25 protein-coding genes and 1 other RNA gene are annotated in these 24,911 nt (G+C 35.9%); 8 read left to right on the forward strand and 18 right to left on the reverse strand.

The features are described 5' to 3' along the window. Positions 1 to 13 precede the first annotated feature (13 nt). From ACVWM0_RS07420 to fadE, 5 genes are all read right to left on the reverse strand, one after another. Positions 14 to 871 (reverse strand): 3-hydroxybutyryl-CoA dehydrogenase, encoded by an 858-nt coding sequence (locus ACVWM0_RS07420; protein WP_476472006.1) that lies wholly within the window; start codon positions 869 to 871, stop codon positions 14 to 16. A gap of 19 nt (positions 872 to 890) precedes the next feature. Continuing rightward, complete coding sequence (locus tag ACVWM0_RS07425; protein ID WP_476472007.1) at positions 891 to 2,003, reverse strand: acyl-CoA dehydrogenase family protein; 1,113 nt, start codon at positions 2,001 to 2,003, stop codon at positions 891 to 893. Positions 2,004 to 2,028: 25 nt separating this feature from the next. Then, complete coding sequence (locus tag ACVWM0_RS07430; RefSeq protein WP_476472008.1) at positions 2,029 to 3,210, reverse strand: acetyl-CoA C-acetyltransferase; 1,182 nt, start codon at positions 3,208 to 3,210, stop codon at positions 2,029 to 2,031. Between the two features lie 226 nt (positions 3,211 to 3,436). Further along, positions 3,437 to 4,339 (reverse strand): LysR family transcriptional regulator, encoded by a 903-nt coding sequence (locus ACVWM0_RS07435; RefSeq protein ID WP_476472009.1) that lies wholly within the window; start codon positions 4,337 to 4,339, stop codon positions 3,437 to 3,439. 172 nt (positions 4,340 to 4,511) lie between these two features. Beyond that, positions 4,512 to 5,714, reverse strand: a complete 1,203-nt coding sequence (gene fadE / locus ACVWM0_RS07440) for an acyl-CoA dehydrogenase FadE (RefSeq protein ID WP_476472010.1) — start codon at positions 5,712 to 5,714, stop codon at positions 4,512 to 4,514. Between the two features lie 307 nt (positions 5,715 to 6,021). On the opposite strand from fadE, the gene ACVWM0_RS07445 reads away from it, so the two are divergent. From ACVWM0_RS07445 to ACVWM0_RS07460, 4 genes are all read left to right on the forward strand, one after another. After that, positions 6,022 to 6,582 carry a TetR/AcrR family transcriptional regulator C-terminal domain-containing protein gene (locus ACVWM0_RS07445; RefSeq protein WP_476472011.1) on the forward strand — a complete coding sequence of 187 codons (561 nt, stop codon included), beginning with the start codon at positions 6,022 to 6,024 and terminating at the stop codon, positions 6,580 to 6,582. Between the two features lie 103 nt (positions 6,583 to 6,685). Next, positions 6,686 to 7,600 carry a DUF5692 family protein gene (locus ACVWM0_RS07450; RefSeq protein ID WP_476472012.1) on the forward strand — a complete coding sequence of 305 codons (915 nt, stop codon included), beginning with the start codon at positions 6,686 to 6,688 and terminating at the stop codon, positions 7,598 to 7,600. Positions 7,601 to 7,740: 140 nt separating this feature from the next. After that, positions 7,741 to 8,163 carry a cupin domain-containing protein gene (locus ACVWM0_RS07455; RefSeq protein ID WP_476472013.1) on the forward strand — a complete coding sequence of 141 codons (423 nt, stop codon included), beginning with the start codon at positions 7,741 to 7,743 and terminating at the stop codon, positions 8,161 to 8,163. Between the two features lie 112 nt (positions 8,164 to 8,275). Next, positions 8,276 to 8,449 (forward strand): hypothetical protein, encoded by a 174-nt coding sequence (locus ACVWM0_RS07460; RefSeq protein WP_476472014.1) that lies wholly within the window; start codon positions 8,276 to 8,278, stop codon positions 8,447 to 8,449. A gap of 112 nt (positions 8,450 to 8,561) precedes the next feature. On the opposite strand, the gene ffs is transcribed toward ACVWM0_RS07460, so the two are convergent. Both ffs and tadA read right to left on the reverse strand, forming a co-directional pair. Further along, positions 8,562 to 8,645, reverse strand: an RNA gene (ffs, locus tag ACVWM0_RS07465) — signal recognition particle sRNA small type. A gap of 40 nt (positions 8,646 to 8,685) precedes the next feature. Next, a complete protein-coding gene (tadA, locus tag ACVWM0_RS07470; RefSeq protein WP_476472015.1) occupies positions 8,686 to 9,177 on the reverse strand; it encodes a tRNA adenosine(34) deaminase TadA in 492 nt (163 codons plus the stop codon). Between the two features lie 86 nt (positions 9,178 to 9,263). On the opposite strand from tadA, the gene ACVWM0_RS07475 reads away from it, so the two are divergent. After that, the gene (locus ACVWM0_RS07475) at positions 9,264 to 10,118 is read left to right on the forward strand and encodes a PucR family transcriptional regulator (RefSeq protein ID WP_476472016.1); all 855 of its coding nucleotides are present in this window, start codon (positions 9,264 to 9,266) and stop codon (positions 10,116 to 10,118) included. Here ACVWM0_RS07475 and ACVWM0_RS07480 read toward each other — a convergent pair. After that, positions 10,115 to 10,813: a zinc metallopeptidase gene (locus ACVWM0_RS07480; RefSeq protein ID WP_476472017.1), complete on the reverse strand. Its 699-nt coding sequence runs from the start codon at positions 10,811 to 10,813 to the stop codon at positions 10,115 to 10,117. The genes ACVWM0_RS07475 and ACVWM0_RS07480 overlap by 4 nt on opposite strands. A gap of 224 nt (positions 10,814 to 11,037) precedes the next feature. Here ACVWM0_RS07480 and ACVWM0_RS07485 point away from each other — a divergent pair, with 224 nt between their 5' ends. Both ACVWM0_RS07485 and ACVWM0_RS07490 read left to right on the forward strand, forming a co-directional pair. Further along, positions 11,038 to 12,543, forward strand: coding sequence for a helix-turn-helix domain-containing protein (locus tag ACVWM0_RS07485; protein WP_476472018.1), 1,506 nt, complete (start codon positions 11,038 to 11,040; stop codon positions 12,541 to 12,543). Between the two features lie 14 nt (positions 12,544 to 12,557). Beyond that, on the forward strand, positions 12,558 to 13,730 hold the full coding sequence (locus ACVWM0_RS07490) for a GGDEF domain-containing protein (protein WP_476472019.1): 1,173 nt from the start codon (positions 12,558 to 12,560) through the stop codon (positions 13,728 to 13,730). Between the two features lie 27 nt (positions 13,731 to 13,757). On the opposite strand, the gene nifJ is transcribed toward ACVWM0_RS07490, so the two are convergent. The 4 genes from nifJ to ACVWM0_RS07510 form a co-directional block, all read right to left on the reverse strand. Continuing rightward, on the reverse strand, positions 13,758 to 17,288 hold the full coding sequence (gene nifJ / locus ACVWM0_RS07495; RefSeq protein WP_476472020.1) for a pyruvate:ferredoxin (flavodoxin) oxidoreductase: 3,531 nt from the start codon (positions 17,286 to 17,288) through the stop codon (positions 13,758 to 13,760). A gap of 72 nt (positions 17,289 to 17,360) precedes the next feature. After that, complete coding sequence (locus tag ACVWM0_RS07500; protein WP_476472021.1) at positions 17,361 to 17,807, reverse strand: flavodoxin; 447 nt, start codon at positions 17,805 to 17,807, stop codon at positions 17,361 to 17,363. 157 nt (positions 17,808 to 17,964) lie between these two features. Further along, positions 17,965 to 18,246: a glycine cleavage system protein H gene (locus ACVWM0_RS07505; RefSeq protein WP_476472022.1), complete on the reverse strand. Its 282-nt coding sequence runs from the start codon at positions 18,244 to 18,246 to the stop codon at positions 17,965 to 17,967. 21 nt (positions 18,247 to 18,267) lie between these two features. Continuing rightward, a complete protein-coding gene (locus ACVWM0_RS07510) occupies positions 18,268 to 18,624 on the reverse strand; it encodes an arsenate reductase family protein (protein WP_476472023.1) in 357 nt (118 codons plus the stop codon). 152 nt (positions 18,625 to 18,776) lie between these two features. Here ACVWM0_RS07510 and ACVWM0_RS07515 point away from each other — a divergent pair, with 152 nt between their 5' ends. Then, positions 18,777 to 19,433, forward strand: a complete 657-nt coding sequence (locus tag ACVWM0_RS07515) for a metal-dependent transcriptional regulator (protein ID WP_476472024.1) — start codon at positions 18,777 to 18,779, stop codon at positions 19,431 to 19,433. Positions 19,434 to 19,466: 33 nt separating this feature from the next. Here the strand turns inward: ACVWM0_RS07515 and ACVWM0_RS07520 are convergent, their stop codons facing one another. The 6 genes from ACVWM0_RS07520 to obgE all read right to left on the reverse strand — a co-directional run bounded on the left by ACVWM0_RS07520 (position 19,467) and on the right by obgE (position 24,877). Then, positions 19,467 to 20,651, reverse strand: coding sequence for an FtsW/RodA/SpoVE family cell cycle protein (locus tag ACVWM0_RS07520; RefSeq protein ID WP_476473690.1), 1,185 nt, complete (start codon positions 20,649 to 20,651; stop codon positions 19,467 to 19,469). Between the two features lie 40 nt (positions 20,652 to 20,691). Continuing rightward, on the reverse strand, positions 20,692 to 21,105 hold the full coding sequence (locus tag ACVWM0_RS07525; RefSeq protein WP_476472025.1) for a LapA family protein: 414 nt from the start codon (positions 21,103 to 21,105) through the stop codon (positions 20,692 to 20,694). A 10-nt stretch (positions 21,106 to 21,115) separates the two neighbouring features. After that, a complete protein-coding gene (locus ACVWM0_RS07530) occupies positions 21,116 to 21,919 on the reverse strand; it encodes an SDR family NAD(P)-dependent oxidoreductase (protein WP_476472026.1) in 804 nt (267 codons plus the stop codon). Between the two features lie 15 nt (positions 21,920 to 21,934). Then, positions 21,935 to 22,864 carry a ribonuclease Z gene (gene rnz / locus ACVWM0_RS07535; protein WP_476472027.1) on the reverse strand — a complete coding sequence of 310 codons (930 nt, stop codon included), beginning with the start codon at positions 22,862 to 22,864 and terminating at the stop codon, positions 21,935 to 21,937. A gap of 22 nt (positions 22,865 to 22,886) precedes the next feature. After that, on the reverse strand, positions 22,887 to 23,408 hold the full coding sequence (locus ACVWM0_RS07540; protein WP_476472028.1) for a DUF1269 domain-containing protein: 522 nt from the start codon (positions 23,406 to 23,408) through the stop codon (positions 22,887 to 22,889). A 152-nt stretch (positions 23,409 to 23,560) separates the two neighbouring features. Continuing rightward, on the reverse strand, positions 23,561 to 24,877 hold the full coding sequence (gene obgE, locus ACVWM0_RS07545; RefSeq protein WP_476472029.1) for a GTPase ObgE: 1,317 nt from the start codon (positions 24,875 to 24,877) through the stop codon (positions 23,561 to 23,563). Positions 24,878 to 24,911: the final 34 nt, after the last annotated feature.

Genomic DNA, 24,911 nt, shown 5'->3' on the forward strand with positions numbered 1-24,911 from the left:
TTATTCTATTGTCTTATTTTTTGTTGTGTGCGTAAAAACCTTTACCTGTTTTGTTTCCTAACCAACCTGCTTCAACATATTTTTTAAGTAACGGTGCTGGACGGTATTTAGGATCATTGAATCCTTCATATAATACGTTCATAATTGCTAAACATGTATCTAATCCAATGTAATCCGCTAAGGCTAATGGTCCCATTGGGTGATTTGCACCTAACATCATCGCTTCATCGATTTCTTCAGCTGTGGCTACGCCTTCACCTAATACAAAAATAGCTTCGTTAATCATTGGGATTAAAATACGGTTCACCGCAAAACCTGGTGAATCTTTAATATCAATCGATACTTTTCTAATTTTATCTGATACTTCTACAATTGTTTTAGCTGTTTCTTCACTTGTTGCTAAACCATGATTAATTTCAACTAATTTCATCAATGGTACTGGATTAAAGAAATGCATCCCTACTACTTTTTCAGGGCGATTCGTTGCTGCTGCAATTTCAGTAATTGATAATGATGATGTATTACTTGCTAAGATAGTATGTTCTGGTACAATTTCATCTAATTGTTTAAAGATAGATAATTTAATTTGTTTGTTTTCAGTGGCTGCTTCAATCACTAAATCAACGTCTTTAGCATCGTCATATGTTGTTGAAGGAATAATGCGTTCTAAAATAGCTGTTACTTCTTCTTGTGTTTTTGATTGACGTGACACTGATTTGTCTAAGAATCCTTTAATTTTAGCTAAACCATTGTTAACAAATTCTTCTTTAATATCGTTCATGTACACAGTGTAACCAGCTGTTGCTAATACTTGTACAATCCCGCTGCCCATTTGACCTGATCCAATGACCATTACTTTATTAATTTCCATTTTTTATCACCTATTGTTTTTATTTTTTGTCGACCCAAGGTTTGGCAATTAAGCGTCTTAATCTTGCAGACGAACTCCCATAGATAGCGGTAATTTTGGCATCTCTTACGTATCGTTCAATATCATTGCTACGCATATAACCGTAGCCTCCTGTCATATTGATGATACTCTCAGCTGTTTCAATTGCTAAGTTTGAAGAGGTTAGTTTCGTCATCGCTACATATCTTCTGTTTTGGTCGTCTGTTCGAATCACTTGTGTCAATAATGCTTTGGTTGCGAAGATACGTGTTTGAATATCTGCCAATTGAAATTGCGTATTTTGAAGATCGATTAAGCGCTTTCCTAGGTTGCGTTCATAACTAACATACTCAAGACCTCTTGAAAAAGCCCCTTCTGCAATCCCTAATGACTGTGCTGCTACAGATAATCGGTTACGATTAAGAATAGATCTTACCTGGTTCAAGCCGTTAATTTCCTCACCTAATAGCATACTAGCATCAACTAAGACGTCTGAGAGTGTCACTCCTGCAACAGGTAGTGCTTTAATCCCCATTTTCTTCTCAGTTTCACCAACAGTTACTCCCTCTTGATTACGTTCAACAATAAACACTCCGAAGGATTCGTCACCACTTAATCGTTTTGTTTTTGCTGCAATCAAGAAAACACTTGCTATAGGAGAATTTGAAATATACTCTTTTCTTCCAGATAATAACCAACCTTCATCTGTCTCTACTGCAACAGTACTCATTTCATCCATTTCACTGCCTGTTACAGGTTCGTTTAAGGCAAAACTTCCGTACATCGCCCCTGTTAATAAATCTTCTAAATACTTATTCTTTTGTCTCTCTGTACCAAAAGTTATCAAAGGCCAGATGCAGTGGCTTTCCTGTGTTAAAAAGATACTCCCTAACGCAGGAAAATTTTGACTAACCAATCGAATCATCGTTAAATAATCCTCATAACTCACATAACTTTTTGGATCATGTAATTGAGTTAAAATATTAAAACTGAACAACGTCTCCACATGTTTAGTAGGAAAAGATTCCATTTGGTCGTAGTACCTTGCCGCCTGTTTCAATTCATTTTTGGAAAATTCATCAATTGCTTCGATTAAAGTTGTCTTACTTTCCACTTACATCTCTCCTCTAATAATTTAATTAATTACGTTTGATAATTAATGAGATACCTTGTCCGCCACCGATACATAGTGTTGCTAGACCGTTTTTAGCGTCACGTTTTTTCATTTCATGGATAAGTGATACTAAGACACGTGCCCCACTTGCTCCGATTGGATGACCTAAAGCAATAGCTCCTCCATTAACGTTCGTAATGCTTTCATCTAATTCTAAGTCTTTCATAACGCTCATTGCTTGAGCTGCGAAAGCTTCGTTTGCTTCGATTAAGTCTAAATCAGCAACAGTCATGCCTGCTTTTGCTAATGCTTTTTGGGTGGCAGGAATTGGACCTGTCCCCATAATTTTAGGATCCACACCAGCTGTTGCATAAGCTGAAATACTTCCTAGAATGTCTAAATTCATTTCTTCTGCTTTTTCACGACTCATCATTACTAAAATAGCTGCACCATCGTTAACACCAGATGCGTTACCAGCTGTTACTGTTCCGTCTTTTTTGAAAGCAGGTCTTAATTTCCCTAATGAATCACTTGTTGTTCCAAATCTTGGGAACTCATCTGTATCAAAGATAACAGGTTCACCTTTTCTCACTGGAATTTCAATTTCTACGATTTCATCTGCAAAACGGCCACCTTTAACGGCTGCTTCTGCTTTGTTTTGGCTTTTAGCTGAGAAAGCATCTTGTTCTTCACGGGTGAAGTTATATTTTTCAGCAATATTTTCTGCTGTGATTCCCATGTGGATATCGAAGAAAGCATCTGATAAACCATCTTTGATTAAGGTATCAACGATGGTTCCGTTGCCCATTCTTTGTCCATAACGGTGATTAGGTAATACGTAAGCTGCTTGACTCATGCTTTCAGTACCACCAGCCACAACAATCTCATTATCACCTAACATAATTGATTGTGCTGCTAAAATAACTGTTTTAAGACCTGAACCACAGACTTTATTAATAGTAAATGCTGATGATTCTTGAGGAATACCAGCTTTAATAGCGACTTGTCTAGAAACGTTTTGTCCTAAACCGGCTGATAATACGTTACCTAAGATAACTTCATCAACTAACGCTGGATCTAAGTTAATTGATTTTAGTGATTCCTCTACTACTTTAGCTCCTAAATCAACTGCTGATATATTTTTTAAACTTCCGCCGAAGCTTCCTAGTGGACTTCTTCTTGCAGAAACGATGACTACTTCTTTCATTGTTATTGCCTCCTATTTTTTCAAAGCGCTTTATTTCTTTACACCCTTATTCTATCCTCTATAGACAGAAAAATCTAACAAGTAAATATTATTTTACCTATTAGTAAAACTAATAGGTTTCCAGGTTTAATTAATTGCTATTCCATCCTATTAATTTAACTAAGATGGCAAGTTATAGGTACTTTTTATGAAAAATAACGCAAAAAAACAACTGATTAAGGTTGTTTTATATAATAGGTTGATAGAAGTAGCTTAAGATTGACTCGTAAACCAAACTTTCTACATCACTGTAATCCGCCTTCAACGGGCGACATAACAACACATTGAAAGGAATGGGGTCTTTAAATGGAATTTCTCTAAACAAGGACTTGTCTACTGTCCGCTCAATAGGCGATGGTAGAATCGTTACTATTTTAGATTCCTGGGTTGCTTCCACTAAGTAATCCCATGAGGATGATTCAAACTTAATTTCTGCTTTGCTTTTTACTTCTGCTAATTTATTTTTAACTAATTCATTGGTCGTATAACTTTCGTTAAATGTTCCTAGAGGGTAGGGTTCTAATTCTTCCCAGTATAGTTGCTTATTGTTTGCCAATGGATGATCATGGTATACAAAGGCTGTCATTTCATCAATTTGAATCACATGTTCTTCAAAGCTCTTTGGATCTAGGCTTGTTGGCTCAATTAAAATAGCATAATCTAAATCATTTTGGAACAACATTTTACGAAGAAAATTACTTCCACCTTCAACAATTTCAATTTGAATATTTGGATTATCTAACGTAAATTTAGGGAAAAAGGAAGAGAAAAAGATACGTAGAATCAGAGAAGGCAAGCCAATTCGGATGGTCCCCTTCTGTTTAGCCGCTTCTTTTCTTACCATTTCATTCATTTGTTCATGCATCTTTGTAATTTGTTGGGCATAAGCATATAACTTTTCGCCACTAGGGGTTAAGGCATCTAAACGCCCATTTTTTCGATAAAATAAAACCAGCTCTTCATTGGTCTCAAAATTGATAATTAACTGACTTAAAGCTGATTGGGTAATATGTATTTTTTTTGCTGCAAGTGATAGATTACAACCACATTCAACGATGTTCATAAAATAGTATAATTGCTGTATATCCAATTTTATCATCCTTACTGTTTTTAGTATGGTACTGTATCAATCCTTCATAACATATCATAGCAAAAAAATAACCTACTTAACAGTAGGTTATTCCTTGTATTTTTATATTTTAGAACTTCACATTGATTATTATTATTATTTTAGAGAGTTTTTACAATAATTTGGTCGTTGCTTAAACGAATGCTCCAACACCTGTTAAGTGTCTTCCCACGATAAGAGCATTAATTTCATGTGTTCCTTCATAAGAGTAAATTGCTTCGCCATCAGCGAAGAAACGGCCTACATCAGAACCTAAAGTGATACCATTACCACCACAAACCTCACGGCCTAGTGATACTGTTTCACGCATTCTTAAAGCGTTATGCATTTTAGCTAATGCTGAGTTTTCTTCTAAGAAGTAACCTTCTTCTTGTAATTTAGCTAATTGGACAGAGTATGCCATTGATGCGACAACGTTAGCTTCCATACGAGATAATTTTTCTTGAACTAATTGGAATGATGCTACTTTTTTACCAAATTGTTCACGTTCAGTCACATATTTAACCGCTGCTTCTAAAGAACCAATACTCATACCAGTTGCTAAATGAGCAATATCCGCTCTTGTAGAACGTAAAATACGAGAAACATCTTTGAATCCGTTGATGTTAGCTAGACGAGCGCTTTCTTCAACTTCAACATTTGTTAAGTAGATGTGTCCATTTTGAACACCTCTTAATGACATTTTTTCTTTAATGTTTTCAACTTTAAGACCTTCAGATCCACCACGAACGATGAAACATTTAATCTTGTTATCAGCAGTATCACGGGCAAAAATTGGTAATACATCAGCAGTTGATGCGCCACCGATCCAACGTTTTTCTCCGTTTAAGACCCATTTATCGCCAACTTTTTCTGCTGTAGTAGCAAGTCCACCGGCAATATCAGAACCATGATCAGGTTCAGTTAACCCGAAACATCCTTGCCATTCAAATGAGGCAATTTTTGGTGCGTAATATTCGATTTGTTCTTCGCTACCACCTTGTAAAATAGTGTTATAACATAACCCACCATGTACAGTGTAGAATGTTGCGATTGAAGCATCTAATTTCGCTAATTCAAAGTATAAAAACGCATTATATAATTCGCTTGGCTTACGTTCGCCTTCACGACCTTCAAATAACAATGGACTATTCATAATACCAACTTTAGCAACTTCGCCAAATGCTTCAAAAGGAAATTCTCCTTTTTCCCAATACTCATTGACAACAGGCTTTACGCTTTCTTCTAATACTTTACGTAAATTTTTAAGTACTGTGAACTCACCTTCCGTTAAGTCCTTTGCAAAGGCATATAAATCTAATGGGTAAAATTCTCTTACTTCTTCTAAAGTAGCCATTTTTATCTCTCCTTAAGTAATATTGGTGACACCTAAATACTAAGGCGATTTGCCAACTTTTACTACTTAACAAAAATTATGTTTTCTATTAGTAAAATTAATACCTTGAGAAAACCCTTACATACCAAAGGGTTAAACACGAACATTCCCTTATTTTATTTAGGTATTTTTTATTTAAATACCTATTTTTGTTGATACACCAAGACTCTTTAAGCGATTGTCTCTTTTATATTATCCTTCTAAGCATTCATTATTTAATCTAAATAGACTATAATAAAGACACACTAATTTATAGGGATGGTGACAAATGAATCGAACGAAACTGGCCTTATCAGAAAGCTTAAAAATCCTTATGGATACAATGGTACTAGATAAAATAACTATTCAAGACGTAACAAAACACGCCGGTCTTTCACGCAACACATTTTATTATCATTTTGCTGACATTAATGAGTTATTAGAATGGACCTACGATAACGACATCGTTAATCAGCTAGAATCTTTCGAGGACATTAAATCCTGGAAACAAGGGTTATTAAATGTTCTCAATTATACTGAAAACAATCGAAAATTTTGTTTGAATACCTTTCATTCACTAAAACGAGACCAATTGGAAACCTTTCTTTACCAGATAACATATAATATGCTTATCCAAATCATGACTGACTCTTATGATAGTTGCGTCTTAGATGATGACCTAAAACATGAAATTGCTGATTTTTATGGCCGTGGCATTGTTGCTCAAGTAATACATTGGTTATTAACACGCTTAGAAGAACCTAAAGATCAGGTCATACAACGTATTGAAAGAGTCACAACTGGTAGCATTGACCTTATCGTTAAAAATCAATTAAACAAACTGGAGTAAATGCCCAATTTTTGGGCATTTAGCCTGTATTGTCAATAGTCAAACCTTCTATTTCCACGTATGATAATAATGTAACAAACATTATTTTTAGGAGGAATTTATTATGTTCTTTTTCGAATCAATCCCTTGGTATTCGCTTTTAATGTGGGTTGTTGTCGTCGCAGGTCTCATGCTCATGAACGAACTAGCGCGAATGAACAAATGGTTAGCAATTATTTTATTCACTGCATTACCCCTTATTTTAACACTCTTTGTTTGGCCAACGACGGCTGGTCCTGGTAGTAGTACAGGGACTTGGTTTCATTGGGTCAAAGTCTATTCAGCTTTAGCTGGCTGTCTCGGTTTCCTAGCATTACGCTTCATCAAAGGGGCTCAAAATAACAAATTTATGATGGCCTTCCCTGCTTTAATTTTAGCGATTAACATTATTGAAGCTGTTATACGCGACTTCCAAGTTTATTCTATGCATGGAATGGTGGACGGCGTATTCATGAACGGTGGTATTTGGAATATTATGAATGGGGTCGCTGGTATCCTTAATATTCTAACGATTTCCGGTTGGATGGGTATTCAAATTAGTAAGAACAAACAAAAAGATATGGTCTGGGCAGATCAAATGTGGTTCTGGATTATTGCTTATGATTTATGGAACTTTGCTTATGTTTATAATTGTGTCTCAGATCATTCCTTTTATGCTGGTGCGGCTCTTCTTATTTCTTGTACTATTCCTGCCTTCTTTATTAAAAAAGGCGCTTGGTTACAACACAGAGCACAAACACTTGCTTTTTGGATGATGTTTACAATGACCTTCCCTGCTTTTGTTGGGGAATCCCAATTTGCAGTAGCAAGCACTCACAGTAATGCTTCTCTCTTCACAGCAAGTTTCATTGCATTAATTGCTAACGTTGCTGTCTTTGTTTACCACATTTACCGTATTAAAACACAGAAAAAAAATGTTTTAACCGACGAGGTCTATGCTGGTTTACCTGCCTTTGAAGAGGTTAAAAATAATAACTAACTAAAAAGAACCTAATCTTAGATTAGGTTCTTTTATTTATAATAATTATTAAATAAGAATAATTACTATCAAATAGTTATTATTAGTGTTATGATGATATCAGAAGGTTTTAAAAATACTATTATTTGGAGGAATTAATTATGACTTTTGATTTTACAGATCGTGGGCAACAGCCTGTAGTAGAAAACGTAGAAGATTGGACATTAGCAAACGATAACTACCGTACAACAGTGTGGACTGGTACTAAAATGCAAATGACTTTAATGAGTATTCAACCTGGCGATGATATCGGCTTAGAGGTTCATCATGGGATTGATCAATTTCTACGTATTGAAGAAGGAAAAGGTTTATGCAAAATGGGCGATGCTGAAGACAACTTAACTTTCCAAAAAGAAGTCACTGATGACGACGCCATTTTCGTTCCTGCTGATATGTGGCATAATGTGGAAAATATCGGAGATACTCCTTTGAAATTATATACTTTATATGCAGGACCTGATCATTTACCAGGAACTGTACACCCTACGCACCAAGATGCGATAGATGATCCTAATGAAGATTAATGAAAGAGCTAAGACGCCTCGGTGTCTTAGTTTTTTTTTAGGCCTTTTTATTTCCTAAATTAACGTATATGAACTACAATAGATATAGACATAATTTAAGGGAGGCTCTACCATGTTAGTAAAAGAAGAGATTGTAACATTGATAAATGATGCTAAAAAAGAAGTTGATCGCATCGAAGATAACCGCTCTAAAGAACTAGGTAACTCTATCAATTTCATTGAAAATGAACTTAAATTACAGCGATTACTTGCTCAAATTGAAGCCTACGAAAAAGTACTAGGCTAAACGAAACAAACAAGAGATCAGATATCCTATTATGGCTATCTGATCTCTTTTGTTTTAATATTTTAATTATAAGCAAAAAAAATAAGGCTTACGCCTTTATCGTTTCCTCTATTTATTATAGACACATGGCGGCACTCGCTTAGTGCTGCTTCCTTCCAGATCTGACACGCTTCACAAGCCCACCATTGTCCTAGCCTTACGGCAAATACTATTATAACGCACAATGATAAATAAATCTACTTCTTTTTTTTATTTTGTCGTAATTTCCTAAAAAACTGGGTAAGGATGTTTCCACATTCTTCTTCTAATATCCCTGTTTCTACATAACAGGAATGATTAAACCTTGAATCTTGTAACAAGTTAAGAATACTTCCAACTGTTCCACCTTTAGGATCCTTCGCTCCAAAATATACATGATCAATTCTTGATAATAAAATCGCTCCACTACACATAGGACACGGCTCTAACGTCACAAATAGAGAAGCTTGTTCTAATCGCCAACTACCTACGGCACGATTAGCCTCTCTTATGGCAATCATCTCAGCATGCGTTGTAGCATCTTGAGAAAATTCTCTCACGTTATGACCACGGCCAATAATCTCTCCGTCTAATACTACGACAGCTCCTATAGGTACCTCTCCCATTATTTCTGCTTTTTTTGCTTCTAATAAGGCTTCTTTCATGAAACCTTCTTTCTCTTCAGAGGATAACGCTTGTCTTAATAACATTTTTTCACTTCTTTCTATTAATACTTCTATCATAAATTAAAAATATGTTACTATCAATATATAAACTAATTCGGAGGGAACGAGATATGATGAACATAAGAGAATTAACGACCATTTATCCGGAAGGAACCCTGTCTAATCATCCCATAAAAGACACAACGATCTTATCCCTACCCGTTGATACTACTGCCTGGTTTTCCATCAAAAAAGAGAGACTAACACCTACTGAGATACAAGTGTTACAGAACCTTTTTCCAAACACATCAGTAGACGATGACTTAAAAAAACACTCCTGGTATCAGTATCTTTACTGCAACGTTCCTATAATAGATGACCACCGCTCTTATCGTATCATTCATTTCAAATTAAAAAATGAGTCTCCCCACAAACGTGATTGGTTGACTCATTTCTCTCAATTATTTCATGGGATGGAAGATGCTTTTTTCATTAATGAGACGTCTGGCATCCTCATTGAATCTCATTCCTCATTGACTTATGATACTCATTATATCGAAGACATGTTACTCACTTTAGAAGAAGATTTTCAAATACGTGCCCACGTTTATTTAGGTAATTTTAATCCGTTGTCACCAAAATTTATCGCTCAATTCAAAGAAGAACAACGTATCGTCTCGCATTATACGAAACAACAATACCGTGTGTTTTCTTTTTTAGATATTTCTTTGGATTACTTGACTCATCAAGCAATCTCCCAAAGTCCTATCATGCAAGACCTAAAACATCTCTTACAAGGAGATGAAGAATTTGGCGACATTATTAAAACCCTTTGGCAAGAACAAGGTAACTTAACGTCCACATCCAAAAAACTATTCATTCACAGAAATACGCTACAATATAAGTTAGACAAATTTTCAGAGCGTACTGGGTACGCTTTAAAAAACATGAACGATCTCGCTCTTTGCTATCTAGCAACCCTTTAATTTCTCCGTTTTCCAAAAATTAATATTAATCTAACAAGTTGAAGTAACGACGTAATAGCTGCTGCCACATAAGTTAGTGCTGCAGCTATTAACACTTTACGGGCCATACTTAATTCATCCGGATCAAGCATGTTACCTTCGGATAAAACAGCTAAAGCGCGTCTAGAAGCATTGAATTCAACTGGTAATGTCACCACTTGAAAAATAAACGTTAAAGCAAAACACCAAATGCCTAGGTTGATTAATAAACTGCTACTTCCAAAAAATAAGCCTCCTACTAAAATTAACGGAATCGATAACGTCGCTCCGAAATTTACCACGGGTACTAAAGCCCCTCTTAATCTTAACGGCCCATAATTTTCCTTATCTTGAATAGCATGGCCGCACTCATGGGCTGCTACACCAATAGCGGCTACAGAGCGTGACTCAGATACTCGATCGGATAAACTTAATACTTTAGTATGCGAGTTATAATTATCCGTTAAATCTCCAGAAATCCTCGTCACTCCAACGTTATCAATATCCGATTGTTGTAATATCATTCGAGCCACATCCGATGCCTGGTATCCTTTTCTGTTAGAAACCTTTTCATATTTTCGATATGTAGATTTAATATAATTAGATGCCAACATTGAAATTACCATACCGATGATGACAAGTATAAATGTTGGATCATAATAGAATGGCATATACATAATTTACATTCCTCCTTATCTAGTATCTCTAGTCTACCAAATTTCTGGGCTAAACGTTACTGTTTTAACGTTTTTTTAATATATGTTATTTAAAATAATCTGGCATGTTGTTTTATTCAGTAGATTTTTTACAAAAAATGTTGTATCTTTATATATATGTCTAAATTTCGAACATTTAATAACATAAAATAAATCTATTTTTCACAGTAAGGGGGACACAGGGGATGCGTGAATTACTAGATGCCCCAACTCAAAGACGCCTTCATATTTTAGAACAGCTCAATGAAGTTTCTGATTGGATTAGTTCAAATGACCTAGCCAAAGAAAACAATGCGTCTTTACGTACTATTAACAACGATATCAGTTATTTAAAAGACAACTGGCACCCACGTCTATTAATAGAAACATCTAAAAAAAATGGGGTTAGATTACGAACACAGCCAAGCAGTCATATTGAACTTATTTATAGCTATGTACTAAAAAATTCAGATGCCTTCCGCTTACTGGAATCCGTTTTTTTTGATACTACCTTAAGTATTGAAAAATGGGGAGAGCGCCTTTTTATTAGTGAGTCTTCACTCTATAGAATAACTAATTCTATTTCATCATCATTAGAAAAATATGGTTTATACTTAGAAAAAAAACCATGTCGGATTATCGGTGTTAATGAATTTTCTGTACGTTATTTTTATACAAGTTTTTTTAGAGAAGCCTATTCAGTTACTGAATGGCCTTTTAAATCAAACAAAAAAAATGCTATCAAATTGGTGCAAAATATGATTGATCAATTGAAACTCGATCTTAGCTTCGATGAAAACGAGATACTTCATGTCAGTCATATTCTTAATGTAAGTCTTATCAGACAAAGTCAAGGATTTTTTATTACTCATTTATCTACCCAACATATTTCCCAACAATACAAAGATGCGTTTCAATCCAATGAAGAGTTGTTGGCAGATTTAGCACAAGAATATGGTCTAACACTGACTCAAGAGGTTTTAGATGATTTAATTATCACTTTCTTCTATCATCTCGATGCTTGGAATGATCAAAATGAAAAATTACTTATTATCACAGAAATTGATCAGTTTGTCAGAAGCATATTAGATGCGTTCCGGTTAAAACTAACCAACAAAGAACTACTAAAACTAGAAGTATCAATGAGACATCTTTACCTATTCCACAAAGTCTATCCTTTTAGAAATTTTATTATCTTTGATAAATATTACTATAATGGTATTGCTATTAAACAGAACTTTCCTATGCTTAATAATGTTGTTGAAAATTCATTAAAATCAATGGAGAAAAAAACAGGGTTTCCTTGGAATTCTAGTTTTCATTATGTGATTCTTTACTGGATTATGATTAAATGGAAAAACTTACCTCAACTTTTAGAGGATAAAAAAGAAAAAGCAACCATTTTGGTTATGAGTGAACTGGGAAATGACCATGTTGCCTTTTTAACTAAAATGATTGATACTAACTTCGGTAGTAAAGCTATTATAACACCTTATACTGGCTCTATTTTATTCTTAGATGAGGTAAGCCATAAAGATTTTTCTGACTACGATATCATTATTACAAACTTTAATACAGAACTATTGCCACATGATAAACTGATTGTTATAGATGATATCCCCTCTAATCTAGACTGGGGAACATTGCGTCGCGGGATTAACAATATTAATAAAATGAGTCCTAATTTTCTGACGTCATTCAAAAACGAATAGAGGGTTCCTATATTATGCTAACTTTTATTAATGCTTACGTGGTCAATGTGTTTATTATTATCGGATTAACACTCTCCTTATATGCCATATCAGTCAAACGTTTAATCAGTCCAGAGTTTATTAATAAACCATCTTTTGTTCGTGATGGACGACCTCATCTTAGCCTAACCTATAAAATAAGCATTGGTCTGTTCATAGGAATTGTTAGTTTCTTCATTTCATTAAATAGTATACCCGTCATCGGTATCAGGCCTATCGATGTGAGATACCTTCCTATCTATTTCGCTGTATATTATGGCGCTAAAACTTTGGGTTCTATTGCTACTGGCTCATTGATTTTATTGAAAACTATTCAGTATTTAATTCTAGGTGCCTCTCCTATTGATTTTATTAATAACTTGTTACTGACTGTGGCTATTTTACTATTTAGCATTTATTTAAACAATACAGAAAAAAGACCTAAGGCTGCAGCCTTCAAATTTTTGATTTTTGTTATTATTATCAGAAGTTTTCTATTTTCAATTTTGTATTATCCAATTAATTCTCCTGAAAAATTATTGAATATTATAGTCCATTTCACTATTTTTTCTAGCGTCTTTCTTATTACATCTTGGGTAGTTAATTTGGCTGTTTCTAACAATCGTTCCATTAATGATTATAGAACTGCGGCTATTTATGATAATTTAACAGGTCTCTATAATAAAGAATCCTTTGAATTTTATCTTAATCATGCCTATAACGATGCCTTTCTTAATCATCATTCTTTCTCATTAGCTATCATTGATATTGATAACTTTAAACGCATTAATGATGAGTATGGTCATCTTGTGGGGGATCAAACGCTACAAGCTATCTCACAGCTTCTAAAAAATAATCAAGTGAATGATATCATGCCCCGGATATGTCGCATTGGTGGTGATGAATTAGCTATTGTCTTTAAACATCAATATGATTCTCCTGACACTTTCTTGGAAACTATTATCAGCTTCCTTCAAACCCCAGTTATCATATCTGAAGACATCGAATTACCAGTTACCCTCTCTATTGGTCTTGCAACATTTATCCATGAGACAGATGAACCAATCATTATGACAACAAAACAATTGTTTATGTTGGCTGATACCGCGCTCTATACAGCCAAACAGCATGGTAAAAATCAATTGGTGCATGTTACTCACTCTATATAAAAAAAAGCCAACATAAGTTGGCTTTTTTTATTTTCCTGATAGTTCTTTGTAAGCTTGTGCTTTTTCAATGATTCTATCCGCTGATTTTTCTAGTAAAGAATCCATCTCTTCTTCATCTAACACTTGATCCAGTGCAGAAAAACGTGTCTGTTCATTGAAGAAATCTGGCAATTTATCAAAATCAGATTTTTTATAATCGATTTTTAACGGTTCTTTTCCTTTTAACGCAAGCTCTGGATTAAAGCGATACAATGGCCAGTATCCTGATTCTACCGCTGCTTTTGTTGAATCAATGGCTTTACTCATCCCACCTTTAATCCCGTGATTAATACATGGCACATAACCAATAATAAGTGACGGACCTGGGTATTTTTCAGCCTCTTCGATGGCTTTAATCGTTTGAGTTGGGTTAGCATTGAGAGCAATTTGAGCAACATAAACATTGCCATACGTCATGGCAATCATTCCTAAATCCTTTTTAGCTGTTCGTTTACCCGCAGATGAGAATTTCGCAATCGCAGCCGTTGGCGTGGCTTTAGAGGTTTGTCCTCCTGTATTAGAGTACACCTCATTATCCATAACAAAAATATTTACATCTTCCCCACTTGCCAAGACATGATCGATTCCACCAAAACCAATATCATAAGCCCAACCATCTCCACCAATGATCCACTGACTCGGTTTAACAAACAAATCTTTCTGTTCATAGAGTCGTTCTAATTCTGCTTGTCCTTCTTTTTCTTCTAACAAAGCAGCTTCTAATTTTGTCGAACGTTGCCTTGATCCTTCCCCATCATTAATATGAGTCATCCAATCAGACATCAACTCTCTTAAACTCTCTGAACCTATGCCTTGTTCTATCGTGGTCTTCATGTGTTCTTTTATTGCTTCTCTTTTGGTTTTATTGGCTAAATACATCCCGTAGCCAAATTCCGCATTGTCCTCAAACAACGAGTTGCTCCAAGCAGGCCCATGACCTTCACTATTCGCTGTATAAGGGGTCGCTGGTGATGATCCTCCCCAAATAGATGCACAACCTGTAGCGTTCGCAATTAACATGCGGTCACCATATAGTTGGGTTAATAACTTAACATAAGGCGTCTCACCACATCCCGCACAGGCACCGGAAAACTCAATTAAAGGCGTTTCAAATTGTGAGCCTTTAATGCTTGCCTTTTTCTTCACTGGGTTAACTTTTTGTTTCAAGGTCATGGCAAATGCCCAATTGACCGCTTCTTGTCGCTGCTCTTCGTAAGGTTTCATAATGAGAGCTTTATCTTTAGCTGGGCAAGCTGCCACACATAAGCCGCATCCTGTACAATCTTCAAGAGACACTTGGATTCGGTATTTCAACCCGTCTGCCCCTTTCATCTCACGTACTAAGAAACCTTCTGGAGCGTCTTCTACTTCTTGATCGTCGGCTAGGAAGGGACGAATCGCCGCATGAGGACAAACAAAAGCACACTCATTACACATGGTACAGGCATCCATTTGCCACTCTGGAACTTCTAGTGCAATGCCCCTCTTTTCAAAGGCTGCTGTACCTATTGGCATAGAACCATCTGTCATCTGGTTGTCTATTAGCGTCTTCACACTTAAAGAATTACCTTCTTGTCTGTTGATAGGTTCTAGTACTTCTTTAATATATCTAGGTCGTTTAGTGTCCTTCTCTTGACGAGATAAATCAAGGGCACTCCATTCATCTAACACAGGGACTTCTTCAAGCATGCTTAATGACAAATCAATGGCTTCGTGATTACGACGCACAATTTCTTGTGATTTTTTTCCGTAACTCTTCACCACTTCCTCTTTTAAATAAGGAACAAAGTCCGCTTCTGGTAAGATATTGGTTAATTTGAAAAAGGCTGTCGACATCGCTGTATTGATTCTTCTTCCTAGACCCGTTTGCTGTCCAATCGCTAAACCGTTAAGGATATAAAAATGACACTTATTATCAGCTAAGTATTTTTTTAAATGCTTCGGTAGTAGGCGTTGAACCCTCTCGACATCCCATGTTGTGTTTAATAAGAAGGTACCACCAGGCTTCAAGCCTTTTAATAAATCATACTGGTGAATGTAAGCTGAATTATGGCACCCTATAAAATCAGCTTGTTCAATTAAGTAAGGCGCATTAATAGACTCTTTACCAAACCTTAAATGAGACGTGGTTAATCCCCCAGATTTTTTAGAGTCATAAGAAAAATAGCCTTGCGTATATAAATCCGTATGGTCCCCAATAATCTTAATGGCTTGTTTATTCGCACCAACTGTTCCATCAGAACCAAATCCCCAGAATTTACCTTGGAAGGTTGATTTTGGCATCAAATCTAAACTCTCACCTACGGGTAGTGATAGGTGTGTGACATCATCTTCTATTCCAACAGTAAAACGATACATCAGCGTATCTACGGGTAACAACAAATGGTCAAACACAGCCTTTATTTGGTTGGGTTGAACGTCTTTAGATCCTAAGCCGTATCGACCTCCGATAACAACGGGACGATTAGGATGGCGATACAAAGCGCTTTGAACATCTAATAATAATGGCTCTCCATCAGAACCAGGCTCTTTTGTTTTATCTAACACAGCTACTCGCTCAACTGTCTCTGGTAATTTGTCTAACAGATTGTCTACAGGAAACGGACGGTAAAGATGAACATTGATATGGCCAACTTTCCGACCTTGCTGATTAAGATACGTCACGGTTTCTTGAATGGTTGGAGAGACTGATCCCATTGATATAATAACCTCAGTCGCATCTGGAGCACCATAATAATTCGTTAAATCATAGTTAGTGCCACGCTCTTTGTTGATTTCTTCCATGTAATGTTGGACAATTCCTGGTACTTTGTCATAGTACTGATTAATAGTCTCCCGTTGTTGAAAATGAATGTCCGGATTTTGTGCTGTTCCTGATACACTCGGATGATTTGGGTTCATTCCTCTTTTTCTGAATGAATCTAAAGCCTCTTTATTTACAAGCCCTCCTAATACATCATAAGGAATCACATCGATTTTTTGAATTTCATGGCTTGTTCTAAAGCCATCAAAGAAATTTAAGAAAGGAAGACTCGACTCAATGCTAGCAAGATGTGCTATTGCAGATAAATCCATGACTTCTTGTACCGAACTTTCTGCTAGCATACAAAAACCTGTTTGTCTTGTAGCCATCACATCACCATGGTCTCCAAAAATACTTAAGGCATTTGTCGTCACTGCTCGGCTCGCCACATGAAAGACAGTCGGCAATAACTCACCTGCTATTTTATACATCGTAGGTATCATTAATAATAACCCCTGAGATGCCGTATAGGTCGTAGTCAAAACCCCTGCTTTCAACGAACCATGAACTGCCCCAGCAGCGCCTGCTTCTGATTGCATGTTAACAATCTTCATCGGTTGCCCAAAACTATTTTTACGATTCTTTACTGACCACTCTTCCACTACTTCAGCCATAGTAGAACTTGGTGTTATTGGAAACACAGCGGCTAACTCACTGAATGCATAAGATATGTATGCTGCTGCTGTATTACCATCCATTGTCACACGATATGCCATAAGTCTCTCTTCCTTTTCCTATTAGTCTCACAATCAAAAGAAAACTAGGAAACCTCCCTAGTTTTCCCTTCTTTATTCAGCCTTTTCTATTAAGTCTTCTACAAATTTTTGTAATAATTCAATGTCATCGCTGTCTGCATCATTTTCAATACAAACCAGTTCAGCCCCTTGTTTTGCCCCTGTTTTTCCAAACTGTTCAACAAAATCTTTCGCTGATTTACAATAAAAATCACCGTAATCAGTATCACCAGAACCCACGACACCAAATATTTTATCTGTTAACTCTTCAGAAGCAAGATCTGAAAAGAAATCTTCAAATTCAAAAGGTAAATCCCCATCACCATAAGTATAAGTGGCAACGATACAAATATCTGCGTCTTCAAAGAAATCTGAATCCACATCTGAACACTCTTCACGTTCAACTTCTATTCCTGCCTCTTCTAATTTTTCTTCAATAATTTCAGAAATTTCCTCTGTGTTTCCTGTCATACTTGCGTATACTATCTTAGCTAATGTCATGGTTACATCCTTTCAAGCTTTTATTGCTATTTTTATTATTTATTATTTTTTTCACAAAGCTTTTCAACCAAATTTTAACATATTTAACCTCAAATAGGTATCCTTTATTAAAAAAATGTGAAATAACTCATTAAAAAAAAAGCCCTCAAAAGGACTTTTATTTAACAATATATAACCAAGCATCTGGTTGATCTAAAATACTCGGTGTTTTTGCCGCTTCTTCATTGATAGCCACAATTGTTCCTGCAACAGGAGATTCGTATTCCACGACTGCTTTTTCAGCTTCTATTTCTACAACTTCTTCTCCTTTTTCAATCACACGACCAACTTTAGGTAATAAAACAAAACTAACGCCACCTAAATCATCTTGTGCAAAAGGCGTTAACCCTACTTTTGTTCCTTCTTCTACTTCTTTAACCCATAATGTTTCTTCTGCCATATTAAGCACCTACCTTACAATTTATGAAAGAAATAATTCTTCGTATGCTGCCTCTTTAAATCCTAATAATACCTTACCATCAACCACCATAATTGGTCGCTTAATAAGCATACCATCAGCACTTAATCTCTCGGCTGCTTCTTCAAAAGAAAAATCATTAACGATTTCTTTTAGATTTTGTTCTCTATAACGAATCCCACTTGTATTAAAAAAGCGGCGGACTGGATAGTCATTGTCTTGCATCCACACCACAAGTTGTTCTTTCGTTGGTGGGGTTTCAATCATGTCAATAACGTCATATTTTACGTCGTGTTCCTCTAACCATACTGTCGCTTTTTTACAAGTGGAGCATTTTGGGTACCAGTAAAATGTTGCCAAAATATTCATCCTTTCCTTTTTAATAAGCTTAGTATAGCATAACAAAATTTAAAAAAATATGAGAGTCCTTATTTTATTTTTTATTAAAAGTCAAAAATGTGATAAGATAGATAGGTTAAAGAAATAAAACGTTGTGTGGGAGGAAAACTTTAATGAAAAAATCATCTAGCAACAAAGAGGATTATTTAAAAGCAATATATGAAAACAATGGTGTTGATATCTTTGTTTCCAACAAGACTCTGTCAAATCACTTATCTGTTTCTCCTGCATCTGTCACTGAAATGGTTGAAAAACTACAAAAGGATGGCTTAATCGAATACAAACCTTATACAGGGGTTAAGCTAACTAAAGCTGGGATTGATCAAACGGTACTCATTATTCGAAATCATCGAATCATTGAAACCTTCCTATATAAGAAATTAGGCTATTCACTTCATGAACTACATCATTTATCAGAAGAACTAGAACACATCAAAGATGCTATGTTCTTTTCACGGCTTTATACCTTTTTAGATGAGCCGACAAACTGTCCCCATGGTGGGATTATCCCAACAACGGATAACTACCGAGAACCAGCCTCAAAACCCTTGTCAGAATTTTCTATTGGTGATACTGCTGAAATCTGTCGTGTCATGGATGATACCTCTGTTTTAAATTATCTTCACTCAATTAATTTAAATCTTGGAGATACCATTCATATTACTGATATTGATGAATTTAACGAACTTCTATTGTTCACTATTAATGATAACGCTAAAACAGAGCACATTAATTTAAAACAAGCAGAAATGATTTTTTCATATGAATAAAAAAGAAGCAGATGCCTGAGCATCTGCTTCTTTTTATATCATCATTTCTTGATACGTTTCTTTATACTGATACCTCATTGCCATCACAAGTCCTACGCCAATCATATTACTAATTAAGGAAGAACCTCCCTGACTAATGAATGGTAACGGGATACCTGTTAGTGGTAATAACCCAACGTTTGCTCCAATGTTTTCAAACACATGGAACAAAATCATCATAATAACACCAGTTGCGACATATGTAAAAAACTCATTGTTAGTATCCACGCACACTCTTATCATTTGATAGATAAGTACAAAGTAGACTAAGATAACAAAACTACTACCAACAAAGCCGAAATTTTCTGCTATAATCGAAAAAATCATATCGGATTCTCTAACAGGAACATAAATATCTGTGACATTAAATCCTTTTCCTGTCAGTCCTCCTGTAGCTATAGCTTTTAGGGCCTGCGCCTGCTGAAAGGATTGTCCCGTGGCATCATGAAACGGGTTCAGCCACGAATCGATTCTTGCAAATTGATAACTTTTAAAACCGATTTTGTACAATAACTCTCGGCCAACATCATTGGATACGAGAAACAACGTTGTCAAACTAACAACCATCACTGCTAAAACACCTGGTAAAATAATTTTCCAGGAAATACCAGACATCAAAAAGATACCACCTAATATGGCCATAAATACAAGTAATGTCCCAAAATCATTTTGAAATTTCAACAACACTCCAATAGGTAACGTGACCAGACACAATTTAACAATTAACTGACTGTCTGTCTGTAAATTTCTTTTTTTAACATTTAGATTATGTCGCGTTACTACATAAGCTAACATTAAAATATAAGCAATTTTCATTAGCTCCGCTGGCTGGACTGTAATAGAACCAAATCTAAACCAGTTTTTAGACCCTGTTCTTGATGCTAATACTGGATCATAAAAAAATAATAGCAATACCATTGCTATTAACCCTATCACATAGCTAACAGGCGTCAACCGCCACATTGTCCTTGGGCTAAAGTGAATCACAATAAAAATACATACGCCTCCTAGTACATACCAAATGCCTTGTTGTACCATTTGTGACACAATATTAACTTTCCCTATATCATTTGATAACGCCACATATAAAGAGACCATTCCTATAATGGATAGCACAAAAACAGGTAACAGTATCCCGTAATCAATTTGTTTTTCTATGTCTTGTTTTCTTCTAACTATATTCCCCACTTCTCCACTCCTACAACTTTCCTATCTTACTCTAATAAACGTTATCAATAACGTCTGTTTCTTCTGTATTCTCTGTCATCATTTGATTCACCATTTGATGTTTTAAATCAGATAACTCCAGCTCTTTTTCTTTTAATCGTTCTTCTAAATCACCGATTTGTTCACTGACTTCACGCTCTACTCGCTCTGCCATGTTTTGTTCATAACCTGATACTTTTTGTTGCAATTCTTTAATTTTACGATTTTTCTGCCACATACCACTGGTCATCACAAGCGCCACAATCAATGCACCCACAAATACAGCACCGATAATAACAATCACAAGTGGTAAGTTAAGTTGTGTTACTAAAAAATCAACTTCGATTTGTTGCGAATTGATAATAGAAAATAAAACCACAACAAATAATAAAATTAATACTGCAAATAATCGACTTGTTTTTCTCATTATTTTCCCCCTATTTTTTATTAAATAATGTTCCTGCTAAGTAATCACCAATCACGGGAAACATAGTATAGGCTTTACTTCCCATTTCCATAATAAAAGGAGCATTCACTTCACGCTTTTTAGTGGTCATGATGCCTACAATTTTTTTTGCTAAAGCATTAGGTTCTAATGCAATGCGTTCTACAGAGGATAAATAAGTCCCAGTCGGATCCGCTTTGTCAAAAAAAGAGGTTTTAATCGGACCTGGATTAACCGTTGTAACACCTATATTAAACGGCTTCATCTCTAATCTCAAACTATTAGAAAAACCAATAACAGCAAACTTAGTAGCTGAATAGATGGATGATTTAGGTGTCGCCATTTTGCCTCCTTGAGAAGCGATATTAATCACGTGACCTTTTTGTGCGTCCATCATAGGTAGTAATAGGACTTGTGTGACATGCATCAGCCCTAATACGTTGACCTCAAACATTCTTCTAGCCTCTGATAAAGACGCATCAGCAAAAGCATCAAAGGAACCAAAACCAGCACAATTCACTAAAACATCAACCACCGGGTGTTCCTTTTTTATTTTAGATAACGCGTCATCTACTGACTCATAATGCATTAAGTCCATCTCATAATACGCCACTGACACATCATAGTCAGTCTCGCACTCTTTTTTTACCTGTTCTAATTGTGCTATATTTCTACCACAAAGAATAAGATATGCTCCTTGTTTCGCTGCTTCAAAAGCAATCTCTTTGCCAAGTCCGCTAGAAGCCCCAGTAATCAGAACAACCTCATTCTTCAAGGTCTGCTTCTTCCTACTCATTCCATTCTCCCTCATTTACTTTTTCATCGGTATATCAATAATATCAAAATCTCGAACAACTTTACTGTTTCTAAAAATTGCTTGTGCTTCTACTTGTAAATCATGCGCTGCTTTACCTAGGTACCGAGCGCTAATGTGCGTCAATAACAGTTGCTTAACTCCTGCCTTTTTAGCAATGGTTGCTGCTTGAGCCGTTGTCGAATGATAGTAACTTCTAGCCATACGTCCTTCTTCAGCGTTAAACGTACTTTCATGGACCAAAACGTCTGCCTGTTCTGCTAATTTTTCGCTATTAGGATGCACTCTGGTATCCCCTAAAATAGTAATGATTCGACCTGGTTTGGCTTCTCCAATAAAATCACGGCCATCAATGACTCTACCATCATCAAGTGTGACGATTTCACCATCTTTAATCTTCTTATAAATAGGACCTGAAGGGATGTTCATCTCTTTTAATTTATCCACTTGTAACTCACCTTGAAACTCTTTTTCTACCACTCGGTAACCATAACACTTAATTCTGTGATCCAGCTCCTCACAGTAAACAGTAAATTTAGGTTCTTCAAATAATACCCCTGTTTCAGTAATTTCCACAAATTTCAGCGGGTATTTCAAGTGTGATTCAGATAGTCTCAGGCTTGTTTTAACATATTCCTCAATCCCTTTAGGACCGTAAATAGTTAAGGTGCTTTCCCCACCTTGGAATGACCGACTACTTAATAAGCCTGGTAGTCCAAAAATATGATCCCCATGTAAATGAGTAATAAATATTTTTTCTATTTTTCGAGGACGAACGGTTGTTTCTAAAATTTGTTGTTGGGTTCCTTCCCCGCAATCAAACAACCAAACCGCATTAATTTCATCTAACATTTTTAAGGCAATGCTCGTCACGTTTCTTTGCTTGGACGGAACCCCTGCCCCTGTTCCTAAAAATTCTAATTCCATTGTCTTCCTACTTTTCTATGATTTATTCTAACGCCTTTTTTTCTGATAAGGCTTGGGCTTCTTTCACTTCTTCCACAACTGTTGATAATTCAAGACGTGTGATGTTTCCTTTTAATTGATAAAAAACCAAATCATTCAACAAACGGTTGTCTTCTTCGGTCACGCTTAATATAACACCTGTTGCACCCTCACCTATTTTTTCAACCAAATGATCAAAAATAGTCGTTGCTTGTTTTATTTCTTTAACATCTCTGGCGCTACCTACCATGCTTCCAGTAAACCAACCAAGCATCACACCTAATGGTCCGCCTAGAATACCTACCATCATGCCAATCAGACCATCTTTATTGATATGATTTCGACCTGTAAAATCAATAAAATCCTTTATTTCAAATTGATGTTCTCCATCATCAGAATGTTTCACTACAGCCATTTGTTCTACGTTAAGTTGTCCCTTTGCATGCATAGCTTTAATTTCAGAGAAAGCTTGGTACGAAACGCTCTCAATATCAAAATTTAATATGATGACTCTTTCTTTTTCCATTATCTCTCATCCCCATTCTTTTCTTCATTGTATCAAGTTTTGGGCAAGATAAAAATCAAATAAACAAAAAAGTTGAGAATATTAGTTTAATTCTCAACTTTTCCCTTATTAAATGGTTCCTATGACTTATTCAAACATGTATTAATTAGTCGTTAATCTACAAATTCAAACACAAATTCTTGAATACGTACTAAATCACCATCTTTTGCTCCCATGGCACGTAGGGTCTCATCCACACCCATACCTCGTAATTGACGAGCAAATTTCATTGTACTCTCTTCGCGGTCGAAGTTCGTCATAACAAATAGTCGTTCTAGTGTTTCACCAGATAATACCCATGTAGCATCATCATCACGGTGTACTGTGAATTCTGGTTCATCAGCATTGAAACCATAATGAATCACTTCATCTTCATCTGTTTCTTCAATATGTAACAAGAATTCTGGTGTCACTTCTAACAAGTCAGCAGTCGCACTTAATAATGGTTCCACTCCTTGATGACTGATACCTGAAATAGCAAATACTGGGATATCATCGTCGTATTCGTCTTCTTTAAGTTCAGCCAGTTTCGCTTTGAATTCTTTTAAGTTTTCTTCAGCATCTGGCATATCCATTTTATTAGCAACAATAATTTGTGGTCTTTCTAATAAGCGTAAATCGTAAGATTCTAACTCATTATTAATTAGTTGATAGTCCTCATAAGGGTCTCTACCTTCCATACCACTCATATCAATCACGTGTAAGATAACTCTCGTACGCTCAATATGACGTAAGAATTGTGTTCCTAAACCAACTCCTTGTGATGCACCTTCGATTAATCCTGGTAAATCAGCCATAACAAAACTACGACCTTCTTGTGTTGATACCATTCCTAAGTTAGGTACTAAGGTTGTAAAATGATACGCACCAATTTTTGGTTTTGCTTTAGAGACAATTGATAATAACGTTGATTTACCCACTGATGGGAAACCAACTAGACCAACATCAGCTAATACCTTTAATTCTAATTCCAATTTAACATCTTGACCTGGCTCACCGTTCTCAGAAATCTCTGGCGCTGGGTTTCTAGGTGTAGCAAAACGAATGTTACCACGACCACCGCGGCCACCTTTAGCAACGACTAACTCTTGACCATGTGTTAATAAGTCACCTAAGACTTTCCCTGTTTCTTTGTTTGTTACTGTTGTTCCGGCTGGCACTTTAACATAAGTATCTTCAGCACCACGGCCATGCATGCCTTTACTCATACCATTCTCGCCTGGTTCTGATTTAAAATAACGATTATATCTAAAATCCATTAACGTACGTAAACCTTCGTCAACAACTAAAATTACACTACCACCACGGCCGCCATCTCCACCAGCTGGTCCTCCGTCTGGCACGTATTTCTCTCTTCTAAATGCGACCATTCCGTCGCCGCCCTTACCGGCTTTAATATCTATTGTTACCTGATCTAAAAACATGGACATATTATGTGTCCTCCTCATTCTCTCAAAATTCTTT

The organism is Vagococcus sp. 211, from assembly GCF_056322705.1.